Origin of the sequence: Pseudomonas sp. NPDC087342, from assembly GCF_044744265.1 — a bacterium.
GTDB lineage: Bacteria > Pseudomonadota > Gammaproteobacteria > Pseudomonadales > Pseudomonadaceae > Aquipseudomonas > Aquipseudomonas nunensis.
This window is the reverse complement of the sequence record NZ_JBIUXZ010000023.1, coordinates 23,704-37,583: the sequence shown is the minus strand read 5'-3', so window position 1 is coordinate 37,583 and position 13,880 is coordinate 23,704. Positions and strand designations below refer to the sequence as shown.

The following is a 13,880-nucleotide window of genomic DNA, read 5'->3' as shown; positions in this document are numbered from 1 at the left end:
TCCAGAGACACCAAAAACCCCGATCCTGTGTAAGCCTCCAGCCATCGGCTGCGGAATCAATTCGCTACTAAACCCGCGACAACTATGCTCAGGTGCAGGAATATAGCCGGCATAGGCGCAGGATCGGCCGCTGAGTACACAACAATTGCCAGCCCACTTTAGAGGGCATTACCCCATGGATAGCAGAACCTTACGCAACCTCATGCGCATTGTGCAGACCGGCTCGTTGTCGGCGGCGGCAGAGCATTCCTGTTTGACGGTGCAGGCGTTGGCCGCGCAGTTGAACAAGGTCGAAGAGCAGTTTGGTTTTCGCCTGTTTCGACGTTCCAACAAAGGCTTGACCCTGACCACCCAGGGCACGGAGCTCACGCCTTATATCGACAAGGTTCTGGTTGCCACGCGGCAGATGGAAGAGAAAGTCGCAGCATTGAAAGTGCCCGGTCAGCGCACGCTGAAGGTGGCGCTGAATACCACGCTGTCGGAGGATTTCAATCGGCGAATGATCGGACGCCTGTTCGAGGTGTTTCCGGATCATCAACTGGAGTTCTCCTACGCAGAGTCGATGGAAAACCTCAGCAAGCTGAAGAATGAAGATTTCGACCTGGCCGTGTTGATTGGCCCGCAGAAGCCTGGGTTGCCGAGTATTTTGCTGCCGGACGTGCACGTTCAGGTGGTCGGTGCTCATTGCGGTCAAGAGAATGATCCGCTGGTGATGCTGGGCGACAAGCTTCAGGTTCGTCCGGCGGACGATTGTCCGTATTCCCACAGCTTCTTGCGCTTTCTCGACGCCGGCCTGGGCAACTACGAAACCGGGCAACGGACGATTTATTCCTGCAGTGAAACCCTGACCCTGTCGCTGATCCCGCAAATGGACGGCATCGGCATGGTGTCCCGCGAGGCCGCCCAGCGTAACGGCTTGACCATTTTCCCGGATTTCGAGGATTTCCTCGAAGTGCGGCTGGCGGTCAATAACCCCGAGCTGTCAGGCCAGGCGCTCAGCGATGTGGTCGACCTGCGCCTACAGGAACGAGCCGAGCGCAATGTACGCAGCCGTCCCAACCGCCACACTGAGAAAGAGGTTTTTGCTGAAATACGCACATAACAACGTCGGAATCGCGGCATAGAATTCCGGGCGATCGAGCTGCACATGCTGGTCCTTGATCAACAAGGGCGTGAGGCTGATTGCAGCCACGATCGCCACCGGCAGGTATTCCAGCGCCCGCGCAACAAAGGGTGGCCAATGATCGGTGTTGACCTGCAGCGGCAACGCGCGCGGCAGGAAGGTTACGGCCATCATCAGCACGACGACCAGGATCAGGAACGTTTGGTCAGGCATACACCCACCCCGCAACCCACGAATGTGGCGATAAATACGTTGAATGGCGAGCTGCCGACCAGGCTCAAGGCGCCCATGCAGGCGACCGCAGCCGCAGCGGCGATCAGCTTGTTACGGGTGTTGCACAGCGACACCAGCACGTAGAGCATCATCGCGGTCAGGGCGTAGTCGAGTTGATACTTGATCAAGTGCGAGGCGTACTGCGCGCAGATCGCCCCGAGCAAACCGCCGAGCACCCATGAGGTGTGGCAAAACAAGTTAAAGCCGATCAGGTAACGCACGTTGACCGGCGCGCCGCTGCCCAGTTTCACGCTGTGGAAGGCGAACGACTCATCGGTCAGCCCGCCGGCATAACACCAGCGTTCAAATCGGCTGAGGCCCAATGCGCGCAATGCCTTGGCCATGTAGACCGACATCAGCATGTGCCGCGCGTTGATCAAAAACGTGGTGAGGATAATCGTGGTCAGCGACGCACCGCTGGAGATCAGCGCCAACGCGGCGAACTGCGAAGCGCCGGCATACACGAACAGGCACATCGCGACCGGCAGCCACACGGGCAACCCGGCGTTGACGGCCATCAAACCAAACACAAACGACACCGTGAAGTAACCGGCCACGACCGGGCTGGCTTCTGCAAAGGTGCGCGAAGGCTGCGGCTCGACCATCAGCGGCTGGCTGCTGGACGTCTCATTCATAGGTCCCTCTCAAAGGTCGTTTCGCCACGCGGCTCGCAAAAACCCTGGGCAGTCCAAAATCGCTTGCCGGCAAGGTTAGCATCGTCGACAAACAGGAACATCCGCAGTACGCCCACGCGTTTCATATCCGCCGACGCCGCTTCCACCAAACGTTGGCCCACGCCCTGAGCGCGATATTGCGGGCTCACCGCCAAGTGGTTGATGGTGCCACGGCTGCCGAGCATGCCGCCCAGCACCGCGCCGACCACTTCGCCATTGAGGTCGAGCGCCAGGTACGCGGTGGTGGTCTTCTGCACCAGCACACCGCGCAGGCATTTGGCGTCCTGCCATTCGCAGAACGACACTTCGTCGAACTGCCGGAAAAAGCGCTCCAGGCGCAGCGCATCCTTGGCATTCGCCCGCCACAGCATCACTGATGCCGAGGCGCTGTCCATGAGGTCGAGCTGTTCAGCGAACAATGTCGAAAGCGGTCCCGGGCCGCGAGAAAGAAATCGCCAGGATTTGCCGGTACGCCATGTCGTGGGAATGCACATTGCGCGCCGGGGTCACGTAGTGGCGCATATCGCGATCGAGGAAGAACGTGGTGTCGAGAATTTCCTGATAGGTCGTCGACGCCAACTGCTCTTCGTGTGAACTGTAGAGACGACTCTCGGCACCCTCCACGTTGTTGCGTCCCCAGAAGTGCACGCCGCTGAACGGATAACCGTCGCAATGAATGCCTTCAGGGGTGATTTCCAGTTGCTTGCCCGGCTTGATCTCGATGCGGATCTGATGGATCTGGCATTGCCAGATTTCATCGTGCAGCTCCGGCGGCAGGACGTTTTTGTACACTTCAAAGTCGATGTCGATGAGGCTGCGCATCACTGGCGAATTAATCACTTCATCGGAGAAGTCCTGGAAGTGACGAATCATTCCGCCGACGTAGCTGTTGTTGGCCTTGGATTGAACATAGGCACGGTGTTCCAGCTGCTTCAGATCGCGGGTCACCGGGTTGTATTCAAAATCGCTGTAGCGACGGAAACGCATACCGGATTCGGCCTGGCCGTAGTAGCTGTCCGGCTCCATGTTTTCCCAACTTCTGGTCAGTCTGACGAAGTCGGCGAAATGACCGTAGAGATTGAAGTCACCACCCTGGACGTTGACAAATTTGTCGCGCCTTAGCGATTCGCCAACTTCTCTGTTTAAAACGATCATTACTAGTCTCCGCTGCGTTGAGCGGCCTAATCTATTAGGTGCAGGATTTCCGTCCCATGAGAAAGAATTTCAGGCATCTCAAGCGTTGCTTGAAGCGCGGTAAAAAGATGCTTTGAATGGACTTTTTTATGCTCAAAAAAGCGTTTTTAGAACGTTTTCACCAAAATGCCGCCAAAAAAAACCCCGAGCCAGTCGGGGTTTTTTAGTGAGTTTTATCAACTCAAGCGATCATCAGAAGATGTTGATCGGGTAATCCACGAACACGCGCACTTCATTACCGCTGACGTTGTACTCGCTGGACTTCTGCGACACGCGCAGGATCGAGCTGCGCAACTTCACGCTCAGGTCTTTGGCCGGGCCACTTTGCACGACGTACTTGAACTGGTTGAAGATCTCGCGCTCGGTGCCGCCTTCGCTGGTGGACGTGGTGATGTTGTCACCGCGCACATAGGCGAAGTTGTAGCTCAGGCCCGGAACGCCGAAAGTGCTGAAGTCCAGGCCGTAGCCCAGCTGCCAGCTGCGTTCGTCTTCGGCGTTGAAGTCGGACCAGTAGGAGTTGGCCAGGTAGATGGTGTTGCCACCATCGCCGACGCGACCTTGATCTTTCTGATAGCCGCCGTAGGCGTAGCCCAGGTTGCTGTCGCCAGTGCTGCGCTGGTGAGCGAGCGTGAACGAGTGCGGGCCGGTGGCGAAGGTCGCTGCCAGGCTCCAGATCTTGTTGTCGTCGCCGGTGATACCGTTTTCGCGGACGTAGGAATTGTCCAGCTTGGTGCGGTAGCCGTTGAAGTCCAGGGTCAGGGACTGATCCTTGTCGATCGGGAACACGTAGTTAGCGTTCACGTATTGCTTCTTCAGCACGTCTTCGACATCGGACGCGTAGACCGAAGCCTTGAACTGTTCGGTGAACTGGTAGCTACCGCCCAACACGTTGATCGACTTCAAGCCACCGCTGTCACGGCCTTCAGCGCTTTTACGCGATTCGGCGGTGAAGCGACCGGCGTTCAGGACCAGGCCTTTGATCTCCTTGGAAGTGATCAAGGTGCCAGTGTAGCTTTCTGGCAGCAGGCGCGAATTGTCGTAGTTCAGCACCGGCAATTCCGGCATCTGGTCGCCGTAGGTCAGCGTGGTGCTCGACAGACGGAATTTGACGGCTGCGCCGCCCTTGGACAGGTCGTTGGCCGGGTTGCCGCTGTCGCCCTTCTTGAAGAAGTCGATGCCCTGGGCACCGCTGCGGTCTTCACTGCGCTCCAGATTGAGGGCGTACAGACCGAAAGCATTTACGCCGACACCAACGGTGCCTTGGGTGAAACCGGACGAGAACGTACCGATGGCGGCTTGGCCCCACTCGGATCTGTCCGGGTTGCCGTCTTTGTAGTCACGATTGATGTAGGCGTTGCGCAGCAGCACTTTGAGGCTGCTGTCTTCAACAAATCCCTTGGCTTCGGCCTGGTCGTTAGCCATGGCCTGTGTAGCGCTCAACATCCCCAGAGCGATCAGGCTGATTCGCTTGTTCAACATATTATTTTCCTTATTACCGGTTGATACGCGCTGTGCCGAACGGCTGAAACGGCGCTGTTGCGCTCTTTTTTCACCCTGAAACAAAAAGGCCCGCCCACGAGCGATCGCGGCGGGCCTTTTATTGTTTTGTGAGTCGTGGCGGTTGGCCACAGGCGTTGGCGCGAATCCTATCCGCGCCCTCAAGGTTATGTCAATTTCATGAATCGTCTGAGAATAGGCAAAAATCGTCTAAGAAATCCGTGTCCGCGAGCTTCAGTTGCACGATTCGACGGGAATTCAGTGGATGCAGCCGTCCAGGCCACAGGCCTGAAACTCAGCCGCCGGAGCTTGGGCTGGAAGTGATTGACTGAGCCAAGCGGCAAACGCTTCAGGCTTACCCAGCCACGGGCCGATGTCGATCAAAGTGAATTGGCCGTTCTGTTCCAAGGCGAAAGTCGGAAAGCCTTGGCCGCCGACATTGGCCAGGAGTGCGCGGCTTTCCTTGATGTGGCGATCCGTGTCGACTTCTTTACAAGCGCTTTGGAAAATTTGCGGTTCGAGACCGATTGCGCTCGCCAGCTCCAGCAAAACCGCTTCGTCAGCGATGCGGCGCCCCTCCAGATAATGAGCACTCTGCAAACGACCCAGCAATTCAAGTCCGTGCCCGGCGATCTGCTCGGCCGCCAGTACCGCGGCAATCGGCGGTGCGGAATCGAAGACAGCGGTTTCGTCGCGCAGCAAACCTTCGAAATACGCCTCGCCAAATGGCTGGCCGGTGAACTCGGCAATGCGCCGGTCGTGGGGCATCACGTAGTTGCGCAGTTGTGGCGAAACGGTCTGGCGATTGGCGCCGGTCATCATGCCGCCGCCGTGGGCGACCACCGGCAGTACGGCTTGGGCAGCCTGCACCAGAGGTTTGGCGCCGTAGCACCAGCCGCACAACGGGTCGTAAATGTAGTGAAGGTTCATGGGAAAACTCCGGCGAAGAGGTGGAAAAAATCGATGCCGGCAGACTAGTCCCAGGACCGTTTCGGAAAAACGCTGGAATGGCTTTCAGTCTGTTTCGTGAATCGGTCGAATGCTTGCTGCGACTCACTGTAGCAATCAAGACACAATTCGAAACAATCAAACCGCCGCCGCTATCAGGAATAATTAACGGAAGTAAATAGCAAGCATTACCATTCGCGCCCTACACGATACCGCCTAAATTCCTACGGACGCGTCCTTCAATGCCTGCCCCCTTTCGTCTTACTACTTACAGTTTTGGCCTCTCTGCTCTGCTGTCTGCCGGTTTTTCCTACGCTGCGCCTACAACCTTGCCCGAAACATCCATCAGCGCCGAATCAGCTGAAGCCGACGACCCACGGGTAAAAGAAACCAGTACCGCCACGCGCACGGCAACCCCGGTGCGCTATGTGCCGCAAGCCATCGACTCGATTAAAACTGCCAACGTTGCGGATTACGGCACCAATGACCTGGGCACTGCGCTCAGCGGCATTCCCAACGTCAGCAGCGGCGCCGACACCCGCTTCGACAGCCTGCGCATCCGTGGTTTCGACGCCAGTAACGACTTCTATCTCGACGGCATCCGCGACGACAGCCAATACGTGCGCGACTTGCACAACATCGAACGCATCGAAGTACTCAAGGGCCCCGCCGCCGTGTTGTACGGCCGTGGCAGCCAGGGCGGGATCGTCAATCGCGTCAGCAAGCTGCCGGAATTCGGTCGCCGCTCGACCATCGAAGCCCAGGGCGGCAGCGAAGATTTGCGCAGCCTTTATGCCGACCTCAGCACCGACCCAAGCGAGAACATCAGCCTGCGCCTGAACATGGGCAACATGGACGAGAACAGCTTCCGCGATGGCGTCAGCGGCAATCGCCAACTGTTCGCGCCGTCCATGAGTTGGCAACTGACGCCGGACTTGAACTGGCTGGTGCAGTACGAATACAGCCGCTACAACCGTACGCCGGATCGCGGTGTTCCCGGTGTCAACGGACGCCCAGCGGATGTAGGACGGGATACGACCTACGGCAACGATCACGATTTCATCGACGACAAGTCGCAATCCCTGCGCTCGAAACTCAGTTATGAGCTCAGCGATAACTGGCAGCTGCGCCATACCCTGGGCGTATTCAAGCTCGACAGTGATTTCGACAACACCTACCAGACGGGTTACGACCCGAAGACCAACAAAGTCACCCGCCAACACTGGCAGCAGGACTTGACCACGCGCAACGTGTTCAACAACGTCGAGCTGGAAGGTGGCTTCGACACCTTCGGCCTTGAACATCGCCTACTCACCGGTATCGAGATCGGCAGCCAGCGTCGCGATCCGAAGTTGTACAACGCCGCCACATCCGGGGCGGGCAGCTCTCCGGTGCCCGCGCTGGATCTGTACAACCCGAACCGCGACTTGCGCCATACCGGACGCATGCAGGTCTCCAGCGACAACCACACCGAAGTCGAAAGCCGCGCGGTGTACGTGCAGGACCAACTGCGCCTGAACGATCAATGGCAACTGCTGGCCGGTTTGCGTTACGACACCTTCGACATCGAGTCGACCAACAAGCTGCGGAACATTTCCGAAGATCGTGACAGCCACAGCACCAGCCCCCGTGTAGGAATTGTCTGGACGCCGCTGCAGAATCATTCCTTCTATGCCTCCTGGACCAAGACGTTCTCGCCTGTGGGCGGCGGCCTGATCGGCATCACCCCGGGCGTGGCCGGCAACAGTAACGACCTGAGCCCGGAGCTGACCAAGCAAAAGGAAATCGGCGTGAAGAGCGACTGGCTCGACGATCGCCTGAGCACCACCCTGGCGATCTACGAACTGGAACTCTACAACCGCCGCACCAGCGATCCGCTCAACCCGACCGTCACCTTGCTCACCGGCAAGCAACGCTCCCGTGGTATCGAGCTGACCGGTACCGGCAAACTCGGTGGCAACTGGTATGTGCGCGGTGGCGTGGGCGTGCAGGACGCGACCGTCGTAAAAGACAACAATGGCTTCGAAGGCAAGCGCGTCAGCAACGTGGCCAAACACAACGGCAGCCTGTTCCTGACCTGGAAACCGGAGATGGGCTGGTACGCCGAGACCGGCCTGACGTTCGTCGGCGAGCGCTATGCTGACAACCTCAACACCACGGTTCTGCCAGGTTATGGACGTTGGGATGCACTGGCCGGGTTCCGGCAGAAGGACTGGGACTTGCGCGCAGCGTTGAACAACATCAGCGACAAGACCTATTACTCGTCGGCCACCAGCCAGTATCAGATTCAGCCAGGCGCGCCGCGTAGCCTGGTGGTGACCGGGACTTACAGCTTCTAATCGATACCCTGTGGGAGCGGGCTTGCTCGCGAAGGCGGTGTGCCAGTCAGAGAATTGTTTACTGACACTCCGCCTTCGCGAGCAAGCCCGCTCCCACATTTGATCTCCGGTGTTCATAAAACCTTCGCCCATAAAAAAGCGCCGCCCTCCCGGCAGCGCTTTCGGCAATCCTTTGTTGTTCTTTTTATCCTTCCATCACATCCCACAACGCTTCCAGTTCCGCTTCGCTGAATAAACCAGCGGGGTAGCGCTCGATCATCATCCGGCGCGGATCAGGTTCCCTGATCTGACGCGTTCCATTGGATTTCAACCAGTGCGCAAGGATCTGCAGCGATTCGCTATTGACTGCCAGGGGATGCAATGCCCGCTCGCTCACTACGTTCACTTCGGCGTTCATTTCGGCGCTCTCTCCCGGTTTGTGAGCGGCTAACTTATCCAAGGTTTATGACAGAACATCGCAGTTCTCCCCTCCCTGTATTGCGCCATGACAGATACAAGAGCTGTGCCAATGTTTCCGACCTGTCGATGAGCGGATACAAAAAAGCCCGCGGTCCTCACGGGCTGCGGGCTTCCTGTCAAACAGAGCGGGGAAACGTTTGCGAGAGCGAATAGGCAATCAACTCAAGCTGTTACAACCCCACTCACTCGTTGTGCGGCGCGGGCTGTTGTTGAGTAAGGCAGTGGATGTTACCGCCGCCCAGTAACAGTTCGCGGCCCGGCACCATCACCACTTCGTGCTGTGGGAACAAGCTCTGCAGAATCTCCTTGGCCGGACCGTCCAGCGGATCGTCGAAGCTCGGCGCAATGATGCCGCCGTTCACGATCAGGAAGTTCACGTAGGAACCAGCCAGACGCACGGTAGGATTACGTTCCTGGGTGCCGTCCACCGGATCGACACCGGCGCACTCTTCTTCGGTCGCATACAACGGCCCCGGAATCGGCATCTTGTGCACCGTGAATGGGCGCCCCTTGGCGTCAGTGCTGCTTTCCAGCACTTTCATCGCCGCCTGGCAGCGCGGGTAGTTCGGATCCTGCGGATCATCGGTCCAGGCCAGCAATACTTCACCCGGACGCACGTAGCAGCAGAAGTTATCCACATGCCCGTCGGTTTCGTCGTTGAACAAACCGTCCGGCAGCCAGATGATTTTATCCACAGCCAGATTAGCGCTGAGCACCGCTTCAATGTCCGCCCGGTTCAGGTGCGGATTGCGATTGCGGTTGAGCAGGCATTCTTCGGTGGTGATCAGCGTGCCTTCGCCGTCGACGTGAATCGACCCGCCTTCGAGCACGAAGCCTTCGGTGCGGTAGCGTTGGTTGCGCTCGATCTCGAGGATCTTGCCGCCGACCTGAGAATCTCGGTTCCACGGCGAATACAAACCGCCGTCAAAACCGCCCCAGGAGTTGAAGTCCCAGTTCACACCACGGACTTCGCCGCTGTTGTTGATGACGAAAGTCGGGCCGGTGTCGCGCACCCAGGCGTCATCGCTGGACATCTCGACCACGCGGATATTCGGCACGTCGAGACGGGCGCGGGCGTTTTCGTATTGGCCGGCGGATACCGCCACGGTCACCGGTTCAAAACGCGCGATGGCCTTGGCCACCGCAACGTGTGCGGCTTGCGCCGGTTTGCCGCCCAGGCGCCAGTTGTCCGGACGCTCGGGCCAGATCATCCAGGTTTGGGTTTGTGGCGCCCACTCGGCGGGCATGTAGAAGCCGTCGGCGCGCGGGGTGCTGTTTAAAGTGGTCATGCGGTCAGGACTCCAGGGAACCGTCGAGGGTTTTCAGCGCATTGTATAGGTTCGGGCGACGATCACGGAACGAGCCCCATGCGCTGCGGATGTGCTCGAGTTCATCGAGGTCGAAGCTGTGAACCAGCACACCCTCTTCGGTCTGGTCGAGTTCCTGGACCTTTTCGCCGAACTGGTTGGCGATAAACGACGAGCCGTAGAAGGTAATGTCGTAGCCGTCCTGCTCTTCGTTACCGATACGGTTGCTGGCGATCAGCGGCATCAAGTTGGCGCCGGCATGGCCCTGTTGCACGCGCTGCCAGTGGTCGCGGGACGAGATGGTCTTGTCGTGGGGCTCGCTGCCGATGGCGGTCGGATAGAACAGGATTTCCGCGCCGAGCAGCGCCATGCTGCGCGCGCATTCCGGGAACCACTGGTCCCAGCAAATGCCCACGCCGATTTTTGCGTAACGGGTGTTCCAGACTTTGAAGCCGGTATCGCCCGGGTTGAAGTAATACTTTTCGTGATAGCCAGGGCCGTCTGGAATGTGGCTTTTCCGATAAATCCCGAGGTTGGAGCCGTCGGCATCGATAATCCCGATGCTGTTGAACCGCGCGCGGCCCGCCAGTTCGTAGAAGCTGATTGGCAGCACCACTTGCAGTTCCTTGGCGACTTTCTGGAAATGCTTGATGGCGACGTTGTCTTCAACGGTCGTGGCCAGTTGCAGGTATTCCGGGTTCGGCTTCTGGCAGAAGTACGGCGCCTCGAACAATTCCTGGATCAGGATGATCTGCGCACCTTTGGCCGCGGCCTCACGGACCAACTTCTCGGCGGTCTCGATATTCGCTTCGAGATCCCACGAACAAGCCATCTGGGTGGCGGCGACGGTAACGATACGGCTCATGAATCATCTCCTGGGTCATTTTTATAGGAAGGCAATGGCGACTTTATAGCCGATAAATATCGGCTTTAGAAGCTTACTATATGCCTTCCGTCTAAATATCGTCAGAAAATGCCGATAATAATCTGGATTACAATTTTTTGAGGACGCCTTCGCGGGCAAGCCTCGCTCCTACAGGGGAATGCGATCAACCTGTAGGAGCGAGGCTTGCCCGCGAAAGCGATATCAAGCCTTACAACCCTTCGCCCAATACCTTGGAGAGCATATCGACAAAGAAATCCACACTCTGCCGCGAGGTCACCATCGGCGGTTTGATCTTGAGGACGTTGAGGAAATCACCCGTCGGCTGCATGAAAATCCCCAGCTCACGCAGACGATCACACAGCGCCGTGGTTTCTTCGGTTGCCGGCTCCAGGGTTTCGCGGTTGCGGATCAGCTCGACGCCTAGGTAGAAACCGGAACCATGCACCGCGCCCACCAGCGGGTGAATATCGATCAGCGCTTCAAGCCGCTGCTTGAAATAGGCGCCGACGATCTGCGCGTTTTCCCAGAGCTTTTCCTCTTCCATCACATCCAGCACTGCCATGCCGATCTGGCAACTGACCGGACTGCCGCCCGCCGACGAGAAGAAATACCCCTCGGCCTCCAGCGCTTCGGCGATTTCCCGGCGAGTGATCACCGCGCCCAATGGCTGGCCGTTGCCCATGCCCTTGGCCATGGTGATGATGTCCGGCACCACGCCTTGCTCTTCGAAACCCCAGAAGAAGTGGCCCATACGGCCATAACCGACCTGCACTTCGTCTGCGATGCACACGCCGCCCTGGGCGCGAACCAACGCATACACCTGCTGCAAATAGCCCGGCGGCAACGAGATCCCGCCCGCATTGCCATACACCGGCTCACAGATAAAACCGGCCAACTGGCGTTTCTGTTCGGCGATTTTCGCCAGGTTGTGCTCGACGCTGCGCACGTAGTCCGGCGCGCTGTCCGGGCCACGGAATTCGCCGCGATAGGTGTTCGGCGCAATGACCGGATGCACCCAGTCCGGGCGGCTGCTCAAGGCCTTGGGGTTGTCGGCAATCGACGTCGAGACTGCGTCCGCGCCCACCGTCCAGCCGTGATAGGCCTCAAGCACGCTGAGCATGTCGCGCCCGCCGCTGTAGGCCCACGCCAGGCGAATCGCCAAGTCGTTGGCCTCGCTGCCGCTGTTGACCAGGAACACGCGGTCCATGGAATCCGGCGCCAACTTCAACAAGCGCTCGGAGAACTCGGCAACTGCCGCGTAGTTGAACCGAGAGTTGGTATTAAGCAGGGACCACTGACGACTGGCGACAGCAGCCATGCGTGGATGACCGTGACCAAGCACCGCAACGTTGTTGAGCATGTCGAGGTAGGAGCGGCCCTGCATGTCGATCAGGTGATTGCGCCAGCCGCGCTCAATGCGCGGCGGATCGACGTAATAATGTTTTTGAGTGCGGGCGAAACTCGCATCGCGACGGGCCAGCAAGGTCTTCGAATCGAGTTCTTCTTCAGCGTCACACGCCAGCCCCAACAGCACCGCTGGCGACGGACACAACGCTTGCCAGGCCAACGCGCGGGACGGCGAGCAAAATAGCGGCGCATCGAACGAAGCCCCTCGGCACAACTGCACGACCAGCGGCCCGCTGACAGAACCCAGTACCTGGCCTTTGACCAGCGCCGCACCGACATGCAGCGACGGGGTCACGCCCCACAGGCGCACGCTCAGTTGCGGGCCATCGAGTTGCAACACGCCCGCTGCCGGTTGGTGGACAACGCCGGCAAACGGTGATTCGACGGCGGTGCCATGAGGCACGCGCAACTCGACGTGCAACGGGCAGGTGTCTGGCTCAGTAGCGCTGTCCGGCCGGGTGCGGGACAAACGATATTGGCCGTAACGACTGGCCGCTAGACCGTGGGTCGCAGCGGCTTCGGTCAGCAGACGCTGATCAATGCCTTGTTGCTCCCAGTTGCCGGCCTCGAAATGCGGACTGAGAACGCCCAAGTCGATCAGGGCAAATTCACGACCGACCAGGCTCGGCAGTAACGGCGCGAAACCTTCACTGCCAATTGTCGGCAGGTGCTGGCCGACGGCGGTCAGAATCGCCGTTTCCATCAACTCCAATGGCACCGACGTCGCAACGCGGAAAATTTCCCACTCGTGGGTCAGATTGTCGCGACTGTACTGATTGCCCGGATCAACGCTGACCTGCTGCTCGCCACTGAGCACCAGCACTGCCGCGCGAGCCACGATCAACGGCCACAGCGCTTGCAGCTCTTCATGTTGCAACGGGTTGATCGCGTGATAAGCCTGGACCGCCGGCAGGATATAGAACGGATCGCCATCGGCGTGGTGCAACAACGCCGCGCAGGTCACCGACAGATCGGTAATGCGCCAGGTGCGGATCAGATCGCCGAAATCGATCACGCCCTGCAACTGCCACTGGCGTTGCGAATCCCGGCGCCAGACCACGTTATCGTCAGTGATGTCCATGTGAATCGCCTGCACCGGCAGCTTCGCCACCAACGGCAGCAAGCGGCGTTCAGCGTGTGCCGCGGCGTCGGCAATCAACCCGCGTTGCTGATCATTCTCGATGATCGGCAGCAGATGGGTGATCAAGGCGTTGGCGTGGCGAGCGTCCCATTGCAACGTGCGCTCCAGCCCGGCGTGGTCGAAACCGGCCAGGGCCAGGTCCATTTCACCGCAGAGCCGACCGAAACCGGCGACCACTGCACCCGGCAAATGATCGAGATGCGTCAGCGACTGGCCTTCGATGTACTCCAGCAGGCGCACATGCACGGCCTGCCCGCCGACTTCCAGCGACAGCAGGTCTTCACCATTAAGTGCAGAAATCACTTTCGGCACTGGCACGCCGGAATGTTCGGCCAAATGCTTGAGCCCTGCGTGCTGTGCCTGCAGTTCCAGCGCCGAGTAATCACCCCGGCAGATTTTCAGGACGAAACGGCCGCGCTCAGCGTCGACGCGAAAGTTGAGGTCCTGCTGGCTGCCCAGGGACTGCAATGAGCCGCTCAACCCGTAATGTGCCTGCAACAGCTCTAGCGCTTGATCCGCAGACACTTGCGGGCTGGGCAAACTGGCGCGGTGAATCAACGTGGCGAGCGGCATACAACGACCCCTGAGATTTTATTAGGCGCTTATATCGCCACCGCTTGCAGCGATACGCA

12 protein-coding genes are annotated in these 13,880 nt (G+C 58.8%); 2 read left to right on the top strand and 10 right to left on the bottom strand.

Annotated elements, in window-relative coordinates; translation table 11 throughout:
• Positions 1 to 175 precede the first annotated feature (175 nt).
• Positions 176 to 1,102 carry a LysR family transcriptional regulator gene (locus tag ACIOYV_RS27495; protein WP_054054338.1) on the top strand — a complete coding sequence of 309 codons (927 nt, stop codon included), beginning with the start codon at positions 176 to 178 and terminating at the stop codon, positions 1,100 to 1,102.
• Here ACIOYV_RS27495 and ACIOYV_RS27490 read toward each other — a convergent pair.
• From ACIOYV_RS27490 to ACIOYV_RS27465, 6 genes are all read right to left on the bottom strand, one after another.
• Positions 1,019 to 1,336: an AzlD domain-containing protein gene (locus ACIOYV_RS27490; RefSeq protein ID WP_054054336.1), complete on the bottom strand. Its 318-nt coding sequence runs from the start codon at positions 1,334 to 1,336 to the stop codon at positions 1,019 to 1,021. The two genes, ACIOYV_RS27495 and ACIOYV_RS27490, sit on opposite strands and share 84 nt — an antisense overlap.
• Positions 1,315 to 2,031 carry an AzlC family ABC transporter permease gene (locus ACIOYV_RS27485; RefSeq protein ID WP_054054335.1) on the bottom strand — a complete coding sequence of 239 codons (717 nt, stop codon included), beginning with the start codon at positions 2,029 to 2,031 and terminating at the stop codon, positions 1,315 to 1,317. The genes ACIOYV_RS27490 and ACIOYV_RS27485 overlap by 22 nt, the downstream gene beginning before the upstream one ends.
• The gene (locus ACIOYV_RS27480) at positions 2,028 to 2,465 is read right to left on the bottom strand and encodes a GNAT family N-acetyltransferase (RefSeq protein WP_177331470.1); all 438 of its coding nucleotides are present in this window, start codon (positions 2,463 to 2,465) and stop codon (positions 2,028 to 2,030) included. Before ACIOYV_RS27480 ends, ACIOYV_RS27485 begins: the two co-directional genes overlap by 4 nt.
• Before the next feature lie 13 nt (positions 2,466 to 2,478).
• Positions 2,479 to 3,225, bottom strand: coding sequence for a 2OG-Fe dioxygenase family protein (locus ACIOYV_RS27475; protein ID WP_054054332.1), 747 nt, complete (start codon positions 3,223 to 3,225; stop codon positions 2,479 to 2,481).
• Between the two features lie 231 nt (positions 3,226 to 3,456).
• On the bottom strand, positions 3,457 to 4,743 hold the full coding sequence (locus ACIOYV_RS27470; protein WP_054054330.1) for an OprD family porin: 1,287 nt from the start codon (positions 4,741 to 4,743) through the stop codon (positions 3,457 to 3,459).
• A gap of 276 nt (positions 4,744 to 5,019) precedes the next feature.
• Positions 5,020 to 5,691, bottom strand: a complete 672-nt coding sequence (locus tag ACIOYV_RS27465; protein ID WP_401328780.1) for a DsbA family protein — start codon at positions 5,689 to 5,691, stop codon at positions 5,020 to 5,022.
• A gap of 260 nt (positions 5,692 to 5,951) precedes the next feature.
• Between ACIOYV_RS27465 and ACIOYV_RS27460 the strand changes: the two genes are divergently transcribed.
• Positions 5,952 to 8,048 carry a TonB-dependent receptor gene (locus tag ACIOYV_RS27460; RefSeq protein ID WP_401328777.1) on the top strand — a complete coding sequence of 699 codons (2,097 nt, stop codon included), beginning with the start codon at positions 5,952 to 5,954 and terminating at the stop codon, positions 8,046 to 8,048.
• A 184-nt stretch (positions 8,049 to 8,232) separates the two neighbouring features.
• Here ACIOYV_RS27460 and ACIOYV_RS27455 read toward each other — a convergent pair whose 3' ends face one another.
• The 4 genes from ACIOYV_RS27455 to ACIOYV_RS27440 form a co-directional block, all read right to left on the bottom strand.
• The gene (locus ACIOYV_RS27455; protein ID WP_401328774.1) at positions 8,233 to 8,445 is read right to left on the bottom strand and encodes a hypothetical protein; all 213 of its coding nucleotides are present in this window, start codon (positions 8,443 to 8,445) and stop codon (positions 8,233 to 8,235) included.
• Between the two features lie 244 nt (positions 8,446 to 8,689).
• Positions 8,690 to 9,796 carry an agmatine deiminase gene (gene aguA, locus ACIOYV_RS27450; protein ID WP_265042512.1) on the bottom strand — a complete coding sequence of 369 codons (1,107 nt, stop codon included), beginning with the start codon at positions 9,794 to 9,796 and terminating at the stop codon, positions 8,690 to 8,692.
• Positions 9,797 to 9,800: 4 nt separating this feature from the next.
• Complete coding sequence (aguB, locus tag ACIOYV_RS27445) at positions 9,801 to 10,679, bottom strand: N-carbamoylputrescine amidase (protein WP_401328770.1); 879 nt, start codon at positions 10,677 to 10,679, stop codon at positions 9,801 to 9,803.
• Between the two features lie 229 nt (positions 10,680 to 10,908).
• The gene (locus ACIOYV_RS27440) at positions 10,909 to 13,821 is read right to left on the bottom strand and encodes an aminotransferase (RefSeq protein ID WP_401328767.1); all 2,913 of its coding nucleotides are present in this window, start codon (positions 13,819 to 13,821) and stop codon (positions 10,909 to 10,911) included.
• Positions 13,822 to 13,880 lie beyond the last annotated feature (59 nt).

Coding starts and splice junctions, on each gene's coding strand:
- ACIOYV_RS27495 (WP_054054338.1), top strand. CDS start 176: ATGGATAGCAGAACCTTACGCAACCTCATGCGCATTGTGCAGACCGGC.
- ACIOYV_RS27490 (WP_054054336.1), bottom strand. CDS start 1,336: ATGCCTGACCAAACGTTCCTGATCCTGGTCGTCGTGCTGATGATGGCC.
- ACIOYV_RS27485 (WP_054054335.1), bottom strand. CDS start 2,031: ATGAATGAGACGTCCAGCAGCCAGCCGCTGATGGTCGAGCCGCAGCCT.
- ACIOYV_RS27480 (WP_177331470.1), bottom strand. CDS start 2,465: ATGGACAGCGCCTCGGCATCAGTGATGCTGTGGCGGGCGAATGCCAAG.
- ACIOYV_RS27475 (WP_054054332.1), bottom strand. CDS start 3,225: ATGATCGTTTTAAACAGAGAAGTTGGCGAATCGCTAAGGCGCGACAAA.
- ACIOYV_RS27470 (WP_054054330.1), bottom strand. CDS start 4,743: ATGTTGAACAAGCGAATCAGCCTGATCGCTCTGGGGATGTTGAGCGCT.
- ACIOYV_RS27465 (WP_401328780.1), bottom strand. CDS start 5,691: ATGAACCTTCACTACATTTACGACCCGTTGTGCGGCTGGTGCTACGGC.
- ACIOYV_RS27460 (WP_401328777.1), top strand. CDS start 5,952: ATGCCTGCCCCCTTTCGTCTTACTACTTACAGTTTTGGCCTCTCTGCT.
- ACIOYV_RS27455 (WP_401328774.1), bottom strand. CDS start 8,445: ATGAACGCCGAAGTGAACGTAGTGAGCGAGCGGGCATTGCATCCCCTG.
- aguA (WP_265042512.1), bottom strand. CDS start 9,796: ATGACCACTTTAAACAGCACCCCGCGCGCCGACGGCTTCTACATGCCC.
- aguB (WP_401328770.1), bottom strand. CDS start 10,679: ATGAGCCGTATCGTTACCGTCGCCGCCACCCAGATGGCTTGTTCGTGG.
- ACIOYV_RS27440 (WP_401328767.1), bottom strand. CDS start 13,821: ATGCCGCTCGCCACGTTGATTCACCGCGCCAGTTTGCCCAGCCCGCAA.